Raw genomic sequence first — 16932 nt, 5'->3', positions numbered from 1 at the left:
CGCTCAGTCCCGCGCGCCGCGCTGCGCCAGGCGTTGCAGCGCAGCGCGCAGGCGCGGGTCGGTGATGCCGTCGGCACCGGCGGCCAGCTCACGGCAGGCCTGTGCGCTCAATGGACGCGGCGGCTCCGGCATGGGGCGTTCGGCCGCCAGCGGCCTGACCTTGAAGAGAATGCGCTGCAAGCCGAAGAACGCCGGCTGCGTCAGTAACTGCCGCTGCAGGCGGCGCTGCTGATAGCGCAGGCGTGTTGCCCAATGGCTGTCATCGACCACCAGCAGCAGGGTTCCGTCCTGCCAGCTGGCGACCTTGCAGTGCGCGCGCGCGGCCGGTTGCAGCTGCGCATCGAGCAACTCCTGCAATTGCGCCAGGCGCTGCGCCTGGGCGAACAGGTGGCGCAGGGGACGGACCTGACGCAGCAGTTCGGCGGGCGCGCGGGCGACGTGGGGACGGTATTTCAAAGCGGGCTTGCCTGCTTGAAGAGAGGCTTCGCATCTTAGCAGAAGCCTGTCTCCACCCCATGCGCTGGCGTACTGATATGGGTCGCTCCCCTTGGCGGCGTTTCCGAGTAGAATGGTCGCTTCGCATGCAGCCCCTGGAGGCTGCGCGGGCGTCTGAGAAAGGGCCGCCCTCCATCCCTACGTGTGGAAGATCCTGTCTATATGTTTGCGCCTTTGTTGAGAAAGCTCCTTGGAAGCAAGAATGACCGTGAGGTCAAGCGGATGCTCAAGACGGTCCAGGCCGTCAATGCCTTCGAGGAGCGCATGCTGGGTCTCTCTGACGAGCAGTTGCGCGCCAAGACCGAGGAATTCCGGGCCCGTCTGGCCAAGGGTGAAACGCTCGACCAACTGCTGCCCGAGGCTTTCGCGGTGGTCCGCGAGGCGGGCAAGCGGGTCATGGGCATGCGCCACTTCGACGTCCAGCTGATCGGCGGCATGACCCTGCACGAGGGCAAGATCGCCGAAATGCGCACCGGTGAGGGCAAGACCCTCGTCGGTACCCTCGCGGTGTATCTCAATGCCCTGGAAGGCAAGGGCGTGCACGTGGTCACGGTGAACGACTACCTGGCCCGCCGCGACGCCAACTGGATGCGTCCGCTGTACGAATTCCTCGGCCTGAGCGTCGGCGTGGTCACGCCGTTCCAGCCGCCGGAGGAGAAGCGCGCCGCCTACGCTTCCGACATCACCTACGGTACCAACAACGAGTTCGGCTTCGATTACCTGCGCGACAACATGGCCTTCAGCCTGGCCGACAAGTTCCAGCGCGAGCTGAACTTCGCGGTCATCGACGAAGTGGACTCGATCCTCATCGACGAGGCGCGCACTCCGCTGATCATCTCCGGTCAGGCCGAGGACAGCTCCAAGCTGTACCAGCAGATCAACCTGCTGATTCCGCGCCTGAAGCGTCATATCGAGGAAGTCGAGGGCGAGGTCACCCAGGAAGGCCACTACAGCATCGACGAGAAGACCCGTCAGGTCGAACTCAACGAAGCCGGCCACCAGTACATCGAGGAAATGCTCACCCAGGCCGGCCTGCTCGGCGAGGGCGACAGCCTCTATTCGGCGAGCAACCTGAGCCTGCTGACCCACGTCTACGCCGGTCTGCGTGCGCACACGCTGTTCCATCGCAACGTCGAGTACATCGTGCAGAACGGGCAGGTAGTGCTGATCGACGAGCACACCGGGCGCACCATGCAGGGCCGGCGCCTGTCCGAAGGCCTGCATCAGGCGATCGAGGCGAAGGAAGGCGTGGCCATCCAGCCGGAAAGCCAGACCCTGGCGTCGACCACCTTCCAGAACTACTTCCGCCTGTACAAGAAACTCTCGGGCATGACCGGCACCGCCGACACCGAGGCCTTCGAGTTCCAGCAGATCTACGGTCTGTCGGTGGTGGTCATCCCCACCAACAAGGAAGTGGCGCGCAAGGACCACAACGACCTGGTCTACCTGACCCAGGAAGAAAAATACGCGGCGGTCGTCGAGGACGTGAAGCAGTGCCAGGCCCAGGGCCGTCCGGTACTGGTGGGTACCGCATCGATCGAGAGCTCCGAATACGTCAGCCAGTTGCTGGTGCGCGAAGGCATCGAGCACAAGGTGCTCAACGCCAAGTACCACGACAAGGAAGCCGAGATCATCGCCCAGGCGGGGCGTCCCGGTGCGGTGACCATCGCCACCAACATGGCGGGCCGTGGCACCGACATCCTTCTCGGCGGTAACTGGGAGGTGGAAGTCGCCGCCCTGGAGAACCCCACCGAGGAACAGGTGGCGCAGATCAAGGCCGACTGGCAGAAGCGTCACCAGCAGGTGATCGAAGCGGGTGGTCTGCACGTGGTCGCCTCCGAGCGTCACGAGTCGCGGCGTATCGATAACCAGCTGCGTGGCCGCGCCGGTCGCCAGGGCGACCCGGGCTCCAGCCGCTTCTACCTGTCGCTGGAAGACAACCTGATGCGCATCTTCGCCTCCGACCGGGTGAAGAACTTCATGAAGGCGCTCGGCATGCAGGCGGGCGAGGCCATCGAGCATCGCATGGTCACCAACGCCATCGAGAAGGCCCAGCGCAAGGTCGAAGGTCGCAACTTCGATATCCGCAAGCAGTTGCTGGAATTCGACGACGTGGCCAACGAGCAGCGCAAGGTGATCTACCACATGCGCAACACGCTGCTGGCCGCAGAGAACGTCGGCGAAACCATCGCCGAGTTCCGCGACGAGGCACTCTCCGCCGCGATCAGTGCGCACATTGCGCCGCAGTCGCTGCCCGAGCAGTGGGATATCACCGGTCTCGAGGCCGCGCTGCGTAGCGATTTTGCCCTGGACCTGCCCATCCAGCAGTGGCTGGACGAGGACGACCACCTCTACGAGGAGACCCTGCGCGAGAAGATTCGCGAGCGCCTGCTGGCCGCCTACGCGGAGAAGGAAGAGCTGGCCGGTGCGGAGGCGCTGCGTACCTTCGAGAAGCAGATCCTGCTGCGCGTGCTGGACGACCTGTGGAAGGACCACCTGTCCACCATGGACCATCTGCGCCACGGCATTCACCTGCGCGGCTATGCGCAGAAGAACCCCAAGCAGGAATACAAGCGCGAGTCGTTCAATCTGTTCCAGGAACTGCTCGAGTCGATCAAGCGCGACACCATCCGCGTGCTCAGCCACGTTCAGGTGCGCCGCGAGGACCCGGCCGAGGAAGAGGCGCGCCTGCGTCGCGAGGCCGAGGAAATGGCCAAGCGCATGCAGTTCCAGCATGACCAGGCGCCGGGCCTGGATGTCGATGAGTCGCCCGAGGTGGCCGCGGTGGATGACGACATCGCCGTGGCCCAGGCTCCGGCCCGCGCCGAGCAGAAGATCGGTCGCAACGAGCCGTGCCCCTGTGGCTCCGGCAAGAAGTACAAGCACTGTCACGGGCAGATTCAGTAAGCGCTGAGCCCCGTAAACGACGCCGCGACCGGTCCTGCCGCTCGCGGCGTTTTTCCTGATCAACCCGGATCGCCGGAGCGATCCGCTCTCGAGGAGAACCCCATGGCCGTCGGTCTGCCGCCCCTTTCCACCCTGCATCCCGTTCCCGGTTTCGAGCTGGGCATCGCCTCGGCCGGTATCAAGCGACCCGGCCGCAAGGACGTGGTGGTGATGCGCTGCGCCGAAGGCTCCACCGTGGCCGGCGTGTTCACCCTCAACGCGTTCTGCGCAGCGCCGGTGATCCTCTCCAAGAAGCGCGTGCTCGGGGGCGCGGTGCGTTACCTGCTGACCAATACCGGCAACGCCAACGCCGGCACCGGCGAGCCCGGTCTGCAGGCGGCCACGCGCACCTGCGCCGCGTTGGCGGCACTCGCCGGCGTGGACGAGGGCTGTGTGTTGCCGTTTTCCACCGGGGTGATCGGTGAGCCGTTGCCGGTCGAGAAGATCGAGGCCGCACTGCCCGCCGCCCTGGCCAACCTGGGCGAGAACAACTGGGCCGACGCCGCCACCGGCATCATGACCACCGACACCCTGCCCAAGGGCGCCAGTCGCCAGGTGAACATCGACGGTACCACCGTCACCGTCACCGGCATCAGCAAGGGCGCCGGCATGATCAAGCCGAACATGGCGACCATGCTCGGCTACATCGCCACCGACGCCAAGGTCGCCCAGGGCGTGCTGCAGGACCTGCTGCGCGATGCGGCGAACAAGTCCTTCAACCGCATCACCATCGATGGCGATACCTCGACCAACGACTGCTGCATGCTGGTCGCCACCGGTCAGGCACCGATGGACGAGATCACCCAACCCACCGGAGCGGCCTTTGCCACCCTCAAGCAAGCCCTCTTCGAGGTGGCGATGGAGCTGGCCCAGGCTATCGTCCGTGATGGCGAGGGCGCGACCAAGTTCGTCACTGTGCAGGTCAACGGCGGCGCCACCAACCAGGAGTGCCTGGACGTCGGTTACGCGGTGGCCCATTCGCCGCTGATCAAGACCGCACTGTTCGCCTCCGACCCCAACTGGGGCCGCATCCTCGCCGCAGTCGGCCGGGCGGGCGTGGCGCAACTCGACGTGTCGAAGATCGACGTGTTCCTCGGCGACGTGTGCATCGCCAGCAAGGGCGGGCGCGCGCCGAGCTATACCGAGGAGCAGGGCTCGGCGGTGATGGCTCAGGAGGAAATCCAGATCCGCATCGAGTTGGGCCGCGGCTCCGCCAGCGAGACCATCTGGACCACCGACTTGTCCCACGAGTACGTGCGTATCAACGCCGAGTACCGTACCTGAGGGATTCCGCCGGCACATGCAGGCATGACGCGATGGAATTGCGCGGCGACTCGCTCGCCGCGTAGCCTAGGGTCTGTTCCCGTTTCATTCGCGAACCGCGTTGTCGCCAGAAATGGCCTGCGATTAGGCGCAGGACGCCGCCAATGACCAGACTGGCCGTGTCATCCCTTGGCAAGTCCTGCAACGACAGCGCAGACCATTCCTGGCACAACCCGCAGGGCCGGTACCTGTTTTGCCGCAATACGGCGTTGCTCCTCTTACCTTTACCCCGGTAAAGGTCGCGACTCGCGCCTTGTCTTGCGGCAAAACAGGTACCGGCGCGGCCGTGAATGAAACGGGAACAGACCCTAGCCCCTTTCCCATCGTTCCTGAGGATTGGCCCATGGCCCTGAGCTTGGTGGTCGGCGACAAGAACTACTCTTCCTGGTCGCTGCGCGCTGCCCTGGCGATCGATCTGGCCGGCGTGCCCTACGACGAAGTCCGGGTGCGCCTGTTCCAGGCCGAGACGCGGGCTCAACTGCTGCAGTATTCGCCGGCCGGCAAGGTTCCGGTGCTGGTCACCGAGGAGGGCCCCATCTGGGACTCCCTGGCCATTGGCGAGTACCTGGCAGAGCGTTTCGCCGAAGCGCGCCTGTGGCCGCGGCGCGAGTACGCGCGGGCTTTGGCTCGCTCGGTCTGCGCGGAGATGCACAGCGGTTTCGTCGCGTTGCGCACGCACATGCCAATGGACCTGCAGCGTGACCGCGAGCTGGAGCGGATTCCCGACGAGGTCGCGGCCGATATCGCGCGCATCTGCCGGATCTGGGAAGACTGCCGTACGCGTTTTGGCCAGGAGGGCGACTTCCTCTTCGGCCGACCGACGCTGGCCGACGCCTTCTTCGCCCCGGTCGCCTCGCGCCTGCGCAGCTATCGGGTTGCGCTGCCGGCGGTGGCGGCGGCCTATGTCGAGAGCATTCACAACTGGCCCGCCTTCCTGCGCTGGCAGCGGGCGGCGCACGAGGAGAGGGAGAGCGTTTCTTGAATCGAGTCCACGTGGCTGCCGCGGTGATCCGCGACGAGCAGGGGCGAGTGCTCATCGCACGCCGCCCCGAACACAAGCACCAGGGCGGTCTGTGGGAATTCCCGGGCGGCAAGGTCGAGGCGGGCGAGCGTGTCGAACAGGCCCTGGCCCGTGAGCTGCAGGAAGAGCTGGGGATTCGCGTGCGCCAGGCCAGACCCTTGCTGCAGGTGCGCCATGACTACCCGGACAAGCGCGTCCTGCTGGACGTCTGGGAGGTCTCCGCGTTCGACGGTGAGGCGCAGGGCGTCGAGGGCCAGCCACTGGCCTGGATCACCGCGCGGCAGTTCGGCGATTACGCCTTTCCCGCGGCCAATCGGCCCATCGTTGCCGCCGCACGTCTGCCCGAGCGTTACCTGATCACCCCGGATGGATTGGCGCCCGACGCGCTGCTGCGCGGTCTCAAAACGGCCCTCGACGGCGGCATTCGCCTGGTCCAGTTGCGCGCCCCGGCGATGTTCGACCCCCAGTATCGCGACCTTGCACTGGACGCCGTCGGCCTCTGCGCCGGCCGCGCGCAGTTGATGCTCAAGGGGCCGCTGGAATGGCTGGGGGACTTTCCCTCCGCCGGTTGGCACCTGACCTCTGAACAGCTGCGGCGCTATGCCGCGCAGGGCCGCCCGTTGCCCGCCGAGCGCTGGCTGGCGGCGTCCTGCCACGATGCCGAGGAACTGGCGCTGGCCGAGCGTATCGATGCGGACTTCGTCACCCTTTCGCCGATCCAGCCGACCGCCACCCATCCAGAGGCCGAGGCATTGGGCTGGACGGCGGCGCAGGCCTTGCTGGAGCGCTGCAACCGTCCGGCGTTTCTGCTCGGCGGGCTGGGCGAGAGCGATCTCGAACGCGCCTGGCAGCACGGCGCACAGGGTGTCGCGGGGATTCGGGCATTCTGGCCCGAAGGGTAGGGCGTATCCATTCCTTCGTCTGATCGTCCCCACGTGGATCGTAGGATGGGTTGAGTCGCGGAGCGACGATACCCACCGTAATGCTGGCTTGATGGGTATCGCTGCGCTCAACCCATCCTACGCGGCTGCGACCTACGCGGCCCTACCGCATCCTATGCGGCCGGCTGGGCTTCAATGCTGCTCGAAGCGCTGCACTCGCTGACGCAACTGTTGGTTCTCCCGGCGCAGATGCTCGATCTCGTCGAACAGGCGCAGCGCCACGGCGGTTCCCGCCCAGTCCAGCGCCAGCTCGCGCTTGAGTCGCTGGGCGCGACGCGCCAGCAGCAACGCTTCCAGCTCGAACGCCCAGGGGTCGCTGTCCCGAGCGGGGGAGAGGATGCCCAACTCGACGATTTCCACCAATGCCTCGCGGCTCAGGTGGGTGCTTTGGCAGAACTCTTCGATGACGATGAAGCGGCTCATTGGCTCTTCCTCCATTCACGCCGCGGGTCGAACGCCGCCTGTTGTGCCAGTTGTTCCCAGAGTGCCTTCACCGGCGCATTGTCGCGGGGCATCACGACCTTGAGCACCGCGTAGAGGTCGCCGAAGCTGCCGTCCCGGCGCGGCAGGCCCTTGCCCTTGACGCGCAAGCGCTGGCCGCTGGCGCTGTTCGGCGGCACCGAGAGGTTGATGCGCCCGTCGAGGGTGGGAATCTCGACCTTGGTGCCCAGCGCGGCTTCCCAGGGCGCCACTGGCAGGGTCAGGATCAGGTCGTGGCCTTCGGCGTCGAACAAGGGGTGCGGCACCAGGCGCACGACCAGATACAGGTCGCCATCCGGGGCATCGCCCAGCCCAGGCGCACCCTGGCCCTTGACGCGGATGCGCTCGCCGTCGAGCACCCCGGCGGGGATGCGTACCTTGATGCTGTGGGTGATGTCCTCGCGCTGCCCATGGCTGTCGTAGCGCGGCACCTTGTAGCTGACTTCGCGGGCCTCGTCGCGCAGCGTCTCCTCGAGGAACACCGGCAGCTCCATCTCCAGGTCGCGGCCGCGTCTGCCGGCGCTGCGTGCGCCCGGGCGGCCACCGAAGATCGATTCGAAGAAGTCGGAGAACTGGCCGAAGTCGCCATAGGCGTCCTCGCCCGGCTCGTCGCGCCCGGAGGCCTGCCAACCCGGTGGCGGTTCGAAACGCCCCCGCTGGCCGTATTGGCGCAGCTCGTCGTACTCGGCGCGCTTGCCGGCGTCGTGGAGGACCTCGTAGGCCTCCGAGACCTCCTTGAAGCGATCTTCGGCGTTGGGCTCCTTGCTGACGTCCGGGTGGTACTGGCGCGCCAGCTTGCGATAGGCCGTCTTGATGGCCTTCTCGTCGGCGTCGGGGGCGACACCGAGTATCTGGTAGTAATCCTTGAAATCCATGCGGGTCACCGTGGTGTGTTCGCAAGAATCAGTGTAGTTGCACTGGCCTGGGCGATTGCGTCGCGGACCCGCAGAGGGCAGTCTTGCCGCTACGGCAATGCGGTAATGCCGGCACAACGGGACGGCGAGGGGGCGCCGTCGTCCACAGTTGTAGATGGGGAGTCTTCATGGGAAAGCAAGGGAGCCATCCACACACGGGCGGTGCGGGCCCGCGGGGCGCGATCGCGCCCCTGGACATGCTCGATGAGCTCGATCGCGCGGCGCTGTTGCAGGGCTTTCGCGTGCGCCAGCTGCGCGAGGACGAACTGCTGGGCGATCCTCAGGGTGATCGCGACAGCATCTTCATCGTGCGGAGCGGGCGCATCCGCGTGTTCCTCGCCTTCGATGACAAGGAGTACACCCTGGCCTTTCTCGAACCCGGCGATATCTACAGCACCCATAGTCGTGCCTACGTGCAGGCGGCGCGTGACTGCGAGGTGCTGGTCGCCTCGACGCGCCAGGTGCTGGGCCGCCTAGAAGAATTGCCTGGCGCCGCTCCGGCGATCGTTCGGGTGCTTGGCCAGGCGCTGGGGCATTCGATGCGGATTATCGAGGATTTGGCCTTTCGCGACGTGGAGGGGCGCCTGGCGCGCTTTCTCGACGGTATGGCGCGGCGCCGTGGCGAGCCTCGGGAGGAGGGCATCCTGCTGCACCTGGACCTCAATACCGAAGACATCGCCCGCCTGCTCGGCACCACCCGGCAGACCGTGTCCTCGCTGCTCAGCCGGCTGACCCGCGAAGGGCTGCTCAGCCGCAGCGGCAATGGCGCCTTCATCATCCACCAGCCCGAGCAACTGCACGAACGCAGCCTGCGGCCGCGAGTGTCGCCTGGCTGACAGACGTTCGCCCCGTCACTTTCCTAGCATGGCCAGGCTCCACGAATCCGTGGGGTACAGGCCTGGAGGAACAGCCCATGAGCACCCTGACTACCTACCGCAGCATCGCCGGTGACGACGCTCTGCCGTACATCGATTGCGATGCCTGCATACGCGCCATCTATGCACGTATCCGCCACTACCGCGAGCAGGACGACGGCAACTGCGTACTCTGCCGCTACTTCGCGGAAAAGCTCGGCGACCGTGACGGCACCGAGGCCGACGCCCGCCTGCTGCTGCACTCGCAGGTCAACGTGATCTTCGAACTGTTCGAGCGGCATGCCGACGACGAAGCGCAGACGCTGCTGCAGCGTGTCGAGGACGACTGCTGCTGAAGGCCTCGCCTGCGGTAGACTGGGCGGCCGTTCCATCCAGCGTGTCGCCCCTATGCCGCGTCCTCCCCGCACCCCGCCGCGCCGCCAGGCCAAGGCAGCGCCCGCCACGCCCCGTCTGATCCTTCTCAACAAACCCTTCGATGTGCTCACCCAGTTCCGCGACGACCAGGGTCGCGCGACCCTGGCCGACTTCGTGCCGATCCCCGGTATCTATCCCGCCGGACGCCTGGACCGCGACAGCGAAGGCCTGTTGCTGCTGACCAACGACGGTCAGTTGCAGGCGCGCATCGCCGACCCTCGCCACAAGCTGGCCAAGACCTACCTGGTGCAGGTCGAGGGCGAACCCGACGAGGAGCAGTTGCGCCGGCTGAGCGAGGGCGTCGAGCTGAATGACGGGCCGACGCTGCCGGCCCAGGCCCGGCGTATCGACGAACCGCCGTTATGGCCGCGCAATCCGCCGGTGCGCTTTCGCAAGAGCGTGCCCACGGCCTGGCTGGAGCTGACCATTCGCGAGGGGCGCAATCGCCAGGTGCGGCGAATGACCGCGGCCGTGGGCCTGCCAACCCTGCGCCTGGTGCGCTGGCGCATCGGCCCCTGGAGTCTGGACGGGTTGCAGCCGGGGGATTGGCGCGAGGTGGAGCCGCGGCTCTAGGACCTTCGACGTTTCGTTCGGCGCGGTCGTGAACGAAACGTCAACAGGCCCTAGGGCCTGTTCCCGTTTCATTCGCGAGCCGCGGATGGCCGCCCCGCGTTCTCGCCAGAAATGGCCTGCGGTTAGGCGCAGGACGCAGGCAATGGTTATTCCCTTGGCAAGTCCTGCAACGACAGCGCAGGCCATTTCTGGCACAACCCTACGGGCCGGTGCTTGTTTTGGCGCGATACGGCGTTACTCGTCTTGAACTTACCCCGGTAAGTCCTGCGACTCGCGCGATCTCCAGGGATGGAGTGAATGCCGCAAGCCCGTCGGGAACGGGCGCGGCCTTGTCTCGCGCCAAAACAGGCGCCGGCGCGGCCGTGAATGAAACGGGAACAGGCCCTAGTGCGGAATGCCGCGACTCACTTCGATGAGGTAGCCGATGATCGGCTTGGCGAGAAAGGCGAACAGGCACAGTCCCAGACCCAGAAAGAGGATCGCGGTGCCCAGGCGTCCGGCCTTGGAGGTTTTCGCCAGGTCCCAGATGATGAATGCCATGAAGGCCATCAAGCCGCTTACCAGGACGTACATCATCAGCGACTCGAACTGCTCGGTTTCCATGTTGACCTCGTGCCATGCGCAGAGCCGGCATTATACGTTGCGGGGCCTTTCTCGTTTCATCCATGGGGGTTTTACGCACTCGCGGATGACTAGCCCCGCAGATGCCCCAGGGGCAGTTCGGTGCTCGACTGCACCTGATCGAGGACGAAGGACGAGCGCACGCTGGTCACGCCCTCGATGCGCGTCAGGTAGCCCAGCAGCAGGCGCTGGTAATGATCCATGTCCGGCACCACGACCTTGAGCTGGTAGTCGGCATCCATCCCGGTGACCAGGCAGCACTCGAGGATCTCGGGGTGTGAGTGGATGGCCGCCTGGAAATGCTCGAAGCGCTCCGGTGTGTGCCGGTCCATGCCGATCAGGACATAGGCGGTGAGCGACAGGCCCAGCTTCTTGCGATCGAGCAGGGCGACCTGGCGCAGAATGTAGCCGTCGTCCTCGAGCTGCTTGACCCTGCGCGAGCAGGGGGAGGGCGACAGGCCGATGCGCTCGGCGAGTTCCTGGTTGGAGATGCGCGCGTCGCGCTGCAGCTCCTCGAGGATGCGCAGGTCGTAGCGGTCGAGTTTTTCCATTGGCTTGACTCTTTTAGAGCTTTAATTGCGCACTATTTTGTTTTGCTTTGGTTGGATTGCGCAATAGCTGGTTAAATTCGCAATATTCGCAATCACCTATCGTCTCCTCCGCGTTAGCATTTCCCTAGTCGATTCCCGGACGTCCCCCGCGGCGCAGGCGCTACCTCGCCCGCCGCTGCCAACCGCTCCAGCCGAGCCGAAGGCCCCCGGGTACGCACCGTCCAACCAGACGGGCGAGCGAGACGGCGCTACCCGCGACGACGACAGGACACCAACGCACCAAGGGAGACCCGGCGTCTCCCTTTTTGCTGCCCGACATTTGAGTTCTGGTTTGGCGAGCCTAGGTTTGCGGACGCGGATCGGCGTGCACCAGCACTTCGGCCTGGGGAAACTCGGCCTGGATTGCCGCCTCGGCTTCGTCGCAGATCGCATGGGCGCGGCGCAAGGGCAGCTCGCCCGGCAGTTCCAGATGCAATTGCACGAACCAGTCGCCACCCGAGACGCGGGTACGCAGGTCATGAATACCGAGCACGCCCGCCGGTTGCTGCGCCAGCTCGGCGATGCGCTGCACGGTTTCCTCCGGCAGCTCGCGATCCATCAGCACCGATCCGGCGCTCTTGGCGATGCGCGCCGCGCTGTAGAGGATGTACAGCGCGATGCCCAGGCCGAACACCGCGTCCAGCGCCGGCCAGCCCAGGCGCGCGAGGACCAGGGCGAGCAGGATGCCGCCGTTGAGCAGCAGGTCCGAATGGTAGTGCAGGGCGTCGGCCTGGATCGCCGACGAGCCGGTGACGCGAATCACGTGGCGTTGCAGGAGTAGCAGCGCGGCGGTGGCGATCAGCGACAGCAGCATCACGGCGATGCCCAACCCGGTCGCCTCCACCGGCTGTGGCGTGCGCAGGCGCTCGATCGCCTGGGTCGCCACCAGCAGCGCGCTGACGCCGATGAACGCGGCCTGGCCCAGGCCCGCGAGGGATTCGGCCTTGCCGTGGCCGAAACGGTGATCCTCATCGGCGGGGCGCAGCGCGTAGTTCACCGCCAGCAGGTTGATCAGCGAGGCGGCTCCGTCGAGCAGCGAGTCGGTGAGCCCCGCCAGCAGGCTGACCGAGCCGCTGGCCCACCAGGCCAGCGCCTTGGTGGCGGCCAGCAGGAGTGCCGTGGCGAGCGCTGCGCGAGTGGCCAGGCGCAGCAAGCGGGCATGTCGGGCATCGATCTTCATTGCTGTTCGTCGGGGAAGTAGAGCAGGTCCATGACCGGTGCCGGCCGACCGAGGGCGCTGAGTGCCGCGCTGGCCTGCCCGCGATGGTGAGTACCGTGGTTGACCAGGTGGGTGAGTATCCGCAAGCGGGTCGAATGTTGCGGTTTGCCTGCGCGGTTCCTGTAGTCGAAAGGCGCGAGCAGCGCGTGGTCGTCAAGCGGGGCGAGCGCCTGCTGCCAGAGCAGAACGCCCTCGCTGAGCATCGCGCGCAAGGTGGCGCGATCTGCGCAAGGGCGCTCGTCCAGTTCGGCATAGGGCGCAGGCACGCCGTTCCAACGCGCCAACCAGATCCGCTCCACCACCGCCAGGTGGTTGAGCGTCCCGTGCAGACTGTCGAAGAAAAGCCCGCAGCTTGCCTGGTAGTCCTCTTCCGGCAGCGCCTCCACGGCATCGAGCAGGCGTGCGTGGGCCCACCCCTGATAACGCAGCAGGTAGGCCAGATGCTCGGCAAGCGGCTGCATCAGCCCGCCGTAGCCTGGCCGAGGCTGGCGAGTTGCCCCGCGTCACCGCGCTGGATCTGCAGGCGCGGGTCATCCAGCGGCATGCGCTGGCCGGTTTCCTGCTCGATCAGCGCCTGCAGGCGGGGCAGATTTACCTGACCATCGCTGTCCACCACGCTATCGAGTTTCTCCGGCGCGATGTTCGCCTGATAGCCGCCAGGCAAGTAGATGGCGCCGGTGGCGAAATCGACGGCGAAGGCGATCACGCCGGGGATCAGGTAGAACAGCAGGCCAACGGCATCCAGCACGACGATCGCCGGGTCCAGGCGTCCATCGATCTGGCCGCGGCGTTCCGGATAGAAAATGGTGCCGCACGCGGTGAGCTGGGTGGTCAAGGCGACCGCGACGGCGCTGGCTAGCACACGACGGGGAAAGGGCATGATGACTCTCCTGGAGTGGAAGTGAGCACTATATCTCAGCCGATGAGCGGTGCATCGGCTGCTGTCACCGCTCGTGCAAGCGAAACGGCAGCAGCTCCTGCCTGAGACTGTGTGGCGGCTCACTCGGTTCTGCCGTGCGATACTCGCCGGCCCGATTCCGAATGTCCCCATCGCCTGCCATGCTGCCCATCGAAGACGTCCTTCCCGCCCTGCGCGCAGCCCTCGAGCAACGCCATGAAGTCGTGCTGGAGGCTCCGCCGGGGGCCGGCAAGACCACCCGCGTGCCGTTGGCGCTGCTGGAAGAGACCTGGTTGGCAGGGCAGTGCATCCTCATGCTCGAACCTCGGCGCCTGGCGGCACGCGCCGCTGCAGAGCGGCTGGCTGCCGAACGGGGCGAACGGGTCGGGGAGACGGTCGGCTATCGCATCCGCCTGGACAGCAAGGTCGGCCCCCGTACTCGCATCGAGGTGGTCACCGAGGGCATCCTCGCCCGTCGCCTGCAGGACGACCCGGCCCTGGATGGCGTCGGCTTGGTGATCTTCGACGAATTCCACGAGCGCAGCCTGGATGCCGACCTGGCCCTGGCGCTGACCCTCAACGGCCGTGCGCTGCTGCGCGAGGAAGCGCCGCTCAAGGTGCTGGTGATGTCCGCGACGCTGGAGGGCGAACGTCTGTCGGCGTTGCTCGACGATGCGCCGGTGGTGCGCAGCGAGGGGCGCATGTTCCCGGTGGACATCCGTTGGGGACGCCCCTGGCAGGCGGGCGAATTCATCGAGCCGCGAGTGCTGCAGACGGTCCTGCAGGCCTTGGCCGATGAGTCCGGCAGCCTGTTGGTGTTCCTCCCCGGACAGGCGGAGATCCGGCGTGTCGCCGAACAGCTGGGCGAAGCCCTGGCCGGGCGTGACGAGGTGCTCGTCTGTCCGCTGCATGGCGAGCTCGACCTCGATGCCCAGCGCGCCGCTATCGAGCCGGCGCCGGCCGGCAAGCGCAAGATCGTGCTGGCGACCAACATCGCCGAGACCAGCCTGACCATCGACGGCGTGCGGGTCGTGGTGGACGCCGGCCTGGCGCGGGTGCCGCGTTTCGATCCGGGCAGTGGCATGACGCGCCTGGAGACTCAGCGTATCTCCCGCGCCTCGGCGACCCAGCGTGCCGGGCGAGCCGGACGCCTGCAACCCGGCGTCTGTTATCGCTTGTGGTCGCAGACCCAGCACGAGCAACTGGCTGCCCATGGCGCGGCGGAAATCCTCCAGGCCGACCTCGCCGGCCTGGCCCTGCAACTGGCGCGCTGGGGCGTTACGCCGCAGGAGCTGAGCTGGCTCGACCTGCCGCCGGCCTCCGCCTATGCCCAGGCCCAGGACCTGTTGCAGCGCCTTGGCGCGCTGGCTTCGCGCAGTGGCGCCGGGAGTCTGAGCGCGCATGGCCAGGCCATGGCCGAGCTGCCGGCGCATCCGCGCATTGCCCACCTGCTGCTGCGTGGCCACGCGCTGGGACTGGCGGCGCTGGCGTGCGATCTCGCTGCATTGCTGGGAGAGCGCGACATTCTGCGTGGCGGTGATACCGACCTGCACTCACGCCTGGCGCTGCTGGCCGGCGAGCACAGCGCCACGCGCGCCAGTCGCGGCGCCTTACAACGTGTCCGTCAGTTGGCGCGGCAATTTCGTGGCTACCTGCGCGGCGCGCCCAGCGAGCCGGTAGCCGATCCGGCCCAGGGGCGCTGGCTTGGCGCGTTGCTGGCCTTCGCCTATCCGGACCGCATCGCCCGCCAGCGTCGGGCCGGCGGGGGCGAGTACCGCCTGGCCAACGGTCGTGCCGCACAGTTCGGTGAAGCGGATGCCTTGATGAAGGAGCCCTGGCTGGTGGTCGCCGATCTCGGCAGTCGCCAGGGCCAGCGTGAAGAGCGCATCTACCTGGCCGCGGCGCTGGAGCCGGCGCTGTTCGATTCGGTGCTCGCCGAGCAGGTGAGCGAGCACGACACGCTGGACTGGGACGAGCGCGAAGGCGTGCTGCGCGCCGAGCGTCAGCGCAAGGTCGGCGAGTTGCTGCTGGCCAGCGAGCCGTTGCCCAACCTGGATGCCCAGGCCCGCGCCCAGGCCTTGCTTGGGCTGGTACGGCGCAAGGGCCTGGCGCTGCTGGCATGGACCCCGGAGCTGCGCCAATGGCAGGCGCGTGTCGGCCTGCTGCGGCGCCTGGAGCTGGAGTCCGGTGGCAGCGGCAGCAGTTGGCCGGACGTCAGCGACGCGGCGCTGCTGGAGACGCTGGAGGATTGGCTGCTGCCCTACCTGGGCAAGGTCTCGCGGTTGTCCCACTTCGCCAGCCTGGACCTGGCGAGCATGCTCCAGGCGCTGTTGCCCTGGCCGTTGCCGCGCCAGCTCGACGAACTCGCGCCACGCACCCTGGCGGTGCCCTCCGGCTCGAACATCCGCCTGGACTACAGCGAGTATCCGCCGGTGCTCGCGGTCCGCCTGCAGGAGCTGTTCGGCGTGGCGGATACCCCGCGCATCGGCGCGGGCCGCCTGGCGGTGAAGCTGCACCTGCTGTCGCCGGCGCAGCGCCCGGTCCAGGTCACCCAGGATTTGGCAAACTTCTGGGCGAGTACCTACGCCGAGGTGAAGAAGGACCTCAAGGGCCGTTACCCGAAGCACTACTGGCCGGACGATCCGCTGGTCGCCCAGGCCACCGCACGGGCCAAGCCACGCGGCCAGTGAGCGCGTCTCAGAGCGCGCCGCGAAGTGCCTCGAGCAGGGTGAGGAAGGCCGGGTTGTCGTTGTCGCTGCGCCAGACCAGGTGCAGCTCGCTGCGGATGCCTTCGCCCAGCTCGATGTCGCGGAAACGTACGCGCTCGAAGCGGATTCGCGTGGCGCTCCGGGGGACCAGGGCGAGGGCCATGCCGGTGTCCACCAGCGCGAGGATGGTCAGCGTCGAGCCCAGCCACTGAACATAGTCAGGGGTCACCTGGGCGGCGCGGAACATGCCGGTGAGCAGTTCGTTGAACGGCTGGTAGGCCGAATGCGAGTACATGATGAAGGGCTCCGCCTCCAGGTCCGTGATGCACGGCGCAGCCGCGCAGGCCAGGCGATGCTCGGTGGGAACCGCGAGAACGAAGGGTTCGCGCACCAGGCACTCGCTGGAAAACTCCGGCTGGCGTGGCGTCGAACGTACGATGCCGAGGTCGATGCGCCGTGCATGCAGCGCCTCGTGCTGTTCGTAGGTGTTCATCTCCGCCAGGGAAACACGGATGTCCGGCTGGCTGCGCCGGACGTCGGCGACCACGCGGGGGAGGAATTCGTACACCGCGCTGGGCACGAAGCCCAGCGACACCGTGCCGATGTCGCCGTCGGCGAAGCGCCGGGCGGAAAGCGCCGCCTGTTCGGCACGTTCGAGCAGGTTCTGTGCCTCGATGAAGAAGGCGCGCCCGGCGGCGGTCAGGGAGACGCTGCGGGTGCTGCGGGTGAGCAGTTGCACGCCGAGGTGATGTTCCAGCAATTGAATCTGCCGGCTCAGGGGCGGCTGGGTCATGTTCAGTCGTTGCGCGGCACGGCTGAAATTCAGCTCGGTCGCCACCGTAGTGAAGCAGCGGAGTTGGACGAGGTCGAACATTTATCCAGTTTATGTATTAATCAAGTTTCTGATTAGATTA

Annotated in this window: 17 protein-coding genes; 8 read left to right on the top strand and 9 right to left on the bottom strand. The window is 66.7% G+C overall.

Annotation, left to right across the window (positions count from 1 at the left end; genetic code table 11):
- Positions 1-3 precede the first annotated feature (3 nt).
- Entirely contained in the window at positions 4-456 is a 453-nt protein-coding gene (locus tag ACYRGX_RS21150) for a DciA family protein (protein WP_473054386.1), read from the bottom strand.
- A gap of 201 nt (positions 457-657) precedes the next feature.
- On the opposite strand from ACYRGX_RS21150, the gene secA reads away from it, so the two are divergent.
- From secA to ACYRGX_RS21130, 4 genes are all read left to right on the top strand, one after another.
- The gene (gene secA / locus ACYRGX_RS21145) at positions 658-3402 is read left to right on the top strand and encodes a preprotein translocase subunit SecA (protein ID WP_473054385.1); all 2745 of its coding nucleotides are present in this window, start codon (positions 658-660) and stop codon (positions 3400-3402) included.
- A gap of 102 nt (positions 3403-3504) precedes the next feature.
- Positions 3505-4725, top strand: coding sequence for a bifunctional glutamate N-acetyltransferase/amino-acid acetyltransferase ArgJ (argJ, locus tag ACYRGX_RS21140; protein ID WP_473054384.1), 1221 nt, complete (start codon positions 3505-3507; stop codon positions 4723-4725).
- Between the two features lie 382 nt (positions 4726-5107).
- Positions 5108-5746, top strand: coding sequence for a glutathione S-transferase family protein (locus ACYRGX_RS21135; RefSeq protein WP_473054383.1), 639 nt, complete (start codon positions 5108-5110; stop codon positions 5744-5746).
- Positions 5743-6687, top strand: a complete 945-nt coding sequence (locus tag ACYRGX_RS21130) for a Nudix family hydrolase (RefSeq protein WP_473054382.1) — start codon at positions 5743-5745, stop codon at positions 6685-6687. Before ACYRGX_RS21135 ends, ACYRGX_RS21130 begins: the two co-directional genes overlap by 4 nt.
- A 171-nt stretch (positions 6688-6858) precedes the next feature.
- Here ACYRGX_RS21130 and ACYRGX_RS21125 read toward each other — a convergent pair whose 3' ends face one another.
- Together ACYRGX_RS21125 and ACYRGX_RS21120 are read right to left on the bottom strand one after the other, a co-directional pair.
- Entirely contained in the window at positions 6859-7149 is a 291-nt protein-coding gene (locus tag ACYRGX_RS21125; RefSeq protein WP_473054381.1) for a chaperone modulator CbpM, read from the bottom strand.
- Entirely contained in the window at positions 7146-8081 is a 936-nt protein-coding gene (locus ACYRGX_RS21120) for a DnaJ C-terminal domain-containing protein (RefSeq protein ID WP_473054380.1), read from the bottom strand. Before ACYRGX_RS21120 ends, ACYRGX_RS21125 begins: the two co-directional genes overlap by 4 nt.
- 167 nt (positions 8082-8248) lie before the next feature.
- Between ACYRGX_RS21120 and ACYRGX_RS21115 the strand changes: the two genes are divergently transcribed.
- The 3 genes from ACYRGX_RS21115 (at position 8249) to ACYRGX_RS21105 (ending at position 9982) form a co-directional block, all read left to right on the top strand.
- Positions 8249-8956, top strand: a complete 708-nt coding sequence (locus tag ACYRGX_RS21115; protein WP_473054379.1) for a Crp/Fnr family transcriptional regulator — start codon at positions 8249-8251, stop codon at positions 8954-8956.
- Positions 8957-9033: 77 nt separating this feature from the next.
- On the top strand, positions 9034-9330 hold the full coding sequence (cowN, locus tag ACYRGX_RS21110; RefSeq protein ID WP_473054378.1) for a N(2)-fixation sustaining protein CowN: 297 nt from the start codon (positions 9034-9036) through the stop codon (positions 9328-9330).
- A 52-nt stretch (positions 9331-9382) separates the two neighbouring features.
- Positions 9383-9982: a pseudouridine synthase gene (locus tag ACYRGX_RS21105; protein WP_473054377.1), complete on the top strand. Its 600-nt coding sequence runs from the start codon at positions 9383-9385 to the stop codon at positions 9980-9982.
- A 384-nt stretch (positions 9983-10366) separates the two neighbouring features.
- Here the strand turns inward: ACYRGX_RS21105 and ACYRGX_RS21100 are convergent, their stop codons facing one another.
- The 5 genes from ACYRGX_RS21100 to ACYRGX_RS21080 all read right to left on the bottom strand — a co-directional run bounded on the left by ACYRGX_RS21100 (position 10367) and on the right by ACYRGX_RS21080 (position 13292).
- Complete coding sequence (locus tag ACYRGX_RS21100) at positions 10367-10585, bottom strand: DUF2788 domain-containing protein (RefSeq protein WP_473054376.1); 219 nt, start codon at positions 10583-10585, stop codon at positions 10367-10369.
- A gap of 89 nt (positions 10586-10674) precedes the next feature.
- Positions 10675-11154, bottom strand: a complete 480-nt coding sequence (locus ACYRGX_RS21095) for an Lrp/AsnC family transcriptional regulator (RefSeq protein WP_473054375.1) — start codon at positions 11152-11154, stop codon at positions 10675-10677.
- A 340-nt stretch (positions 11155-11494) separates the two neighbouring features.
- Complete coding sequence (locus ACYRGX_RS21090; RefSeq protein ID WP_473054374.1) at positions 11495-12373, bottom strand: cation diffusion facilitator family transporter; 879 nt, start codon at positions 12371-12373, stop codon at positions 11495-11497.
- The gene (locus tag ACYRGX_RS21085) at positions 12370-12873 is read right to left on the bottom strand and encodes a DinB family protein (RefSeq protein WP_473054373.1); all 504 of its coding nucleotides are present in this window, start codon (positions 12871-12873) and stop codon (positions 12370-12372) included. Before ACYRGX_RS21085 ends, ACYRGX_RS21090 begins: the two co-directional genes overlap by 4 nt.
- Positions 12873-13292, bottom strand: coding sequence for a polyribonucleotide nucleotidyltransferase (locus ACYRGX_RS21080; protein WP_473054372.1), 420 nt, complete (start codon positions 13290-13292; stop codon positions 12873-12875). The genes ACYRGX_RS21085 and ACYRGX_RS21080 overlap by 1 nt, the downstream gene beginning before the upstream one ends.
- Before the next feature lie 179 nt (positions 13293-13471).
- Between ACYRGX_RS21080 and hrpB the strand changes: the two genes are divergently transcribed.
- Positions 13472-16000: an ATP-dependent helicase HrpB gene (hrpB, locus tag ACYRGX_RS21075; RefSeq protein WP_473056749.1), complete on the top strand. Its 2529-nt coding sequence runs from the start codon at positions 13472-13474 to the stop codon at positions 15998-16000.
- Positions 16001-16007: 7 nt separating this feature from the next.
- On the opposite strand, the gene ACYRGX_RS21070 is transcribed toward hrpB, so the two are convergent.
- Positions 16008-16892, bottom strand: a complete 885-nt coding sequence (locus tag ACYRGX_RS21070) for a LysR family transcriptional regulator (RefSeq protein ID WP_473054371.1) — start codon at positions 16890-16892, stop codon at positions 16008-16010.
- Positions 16893-16932 lie beyond the last annotated feature (40 nt).

The organism is Pseudomonas sp. R4-15, from assembly GCF_055768815.1.
The sequence above is the reverse complement of the archived record's forward strand: the minus strand, read 5'-3'. Positions and strand labels throughout refer to the sequence as shown.

Excerpts from the sequence above, each read along its gene's own strand:
- ACYRGX_RS21105 (WP_473054377.1), top strand. The coding sequence starts at position 9,383 with ATGCCGCGTCCTCCCCGCACCCCGCCGCGCCGCCAGGCCAAGGCAGCG.
- secA (WP_473054385.1), top strand. The coding sequence starts at position 658 with ATGTTTGCGCCTTTGTTGAGAAAGCTCCTTGGAAGCAAGAATGACCGT.
- cowN (WP_473054378.1), top strand. The coding sequence starts at position 9,034 with ATGAGCACCCTGACTACCTACCGCAGCATCGCCGGTGACGACGCTCTG.
- argJ (WP_473054384.1), top strand. The coding sequence starts at position 3,505 with ATGGCCGTCGGTCTGCCGCCCCTTTCCACCCTGCATCCCGTTCCCGGT.
- ACYRGX_RS21125 (WP_473054381.1), bottom strand. The coding sequence starts at position 7,149 with ATGAGCCGCTTCATCGTCATCGAAGAGTTCTGCCAAAGCACCCACCTG.
- ACYRGX_RS21135 (WP_473054383.1), top strand. The coding sequence starts at position 5,108 with ATGGCCCTGAGCTTGGTGGTCGGCGACAAGAACTACTCTTCCTGGTCG.
- ACYRGX_RS21115 (WP_473054379.1), top strand. The coding sequence starts at position 8,249 with ATGGGAAAGCAAGGGAGCCATCCACACACGGGCGGTGCGGGCCCGCGG.
- ACYRGX_RS21100 (WP_473054376.1), bottom strand. The coding sequence starts at position 10,585 with ATGGAAACCGAGCAGTTCGAGTCGCTGATGATGTACGTCCTGGTAAGC.
- ACYRGX_RS21095 (WP_473054375.1), bottom strand. The coding sequence starts at position 11,154 with ATGGAAAAACTCGACCGCTACGACCTGCGCATCCTCGAGGAGCTGCAG.
- hrpB (WP_473056749.1), top strand. The coding sequence starts at position 13,472 with ATGCTGCCCATCGAAGACGTCCTTCCCGCCCTGCGCGCAGCCCTCGAG.
- ACYRGX_RS21090 (WP_473054374.1), bottom strand. The coding sequence starts at position 12,373 with ATGAAGATCGATGCCCGACATGCCCGCTTGCTGCGCCTGGCCACTCGC.
- ACYRGX_RS21070 (WP_473054371.1), bottom strand. The coding sequence starts at position 16,892 with ATGTTCGACCTCGTCCAACTCCGCTGCTTCACTACGGTGGCGACCGAG.
- ACYRGX_RS21080 (WP_473054372.1), bottom strand. The coding sequence starts at position 13,292 with ATGCCCTTTCCCCGTCGTGTGCTAGCCAGCGCCGTCGCGGTCGCCTTG.
- ACYRGX_RS21120 (WP_473054380.1), bottom strand. The coding sequence starts at position 8,081 with ATGGATTTCAAGGATTACTACCAGATACTCGGTGTCGCCCCCGACGCC.
- ACYRGX_RS21085 (WP_473054373.1), bottom strand. The coding sequence starts at position 12,873 with ATGCAGCCGCTTGCCGAGCATCTGGCCTACCTGCTGCGTTATCAGGGG.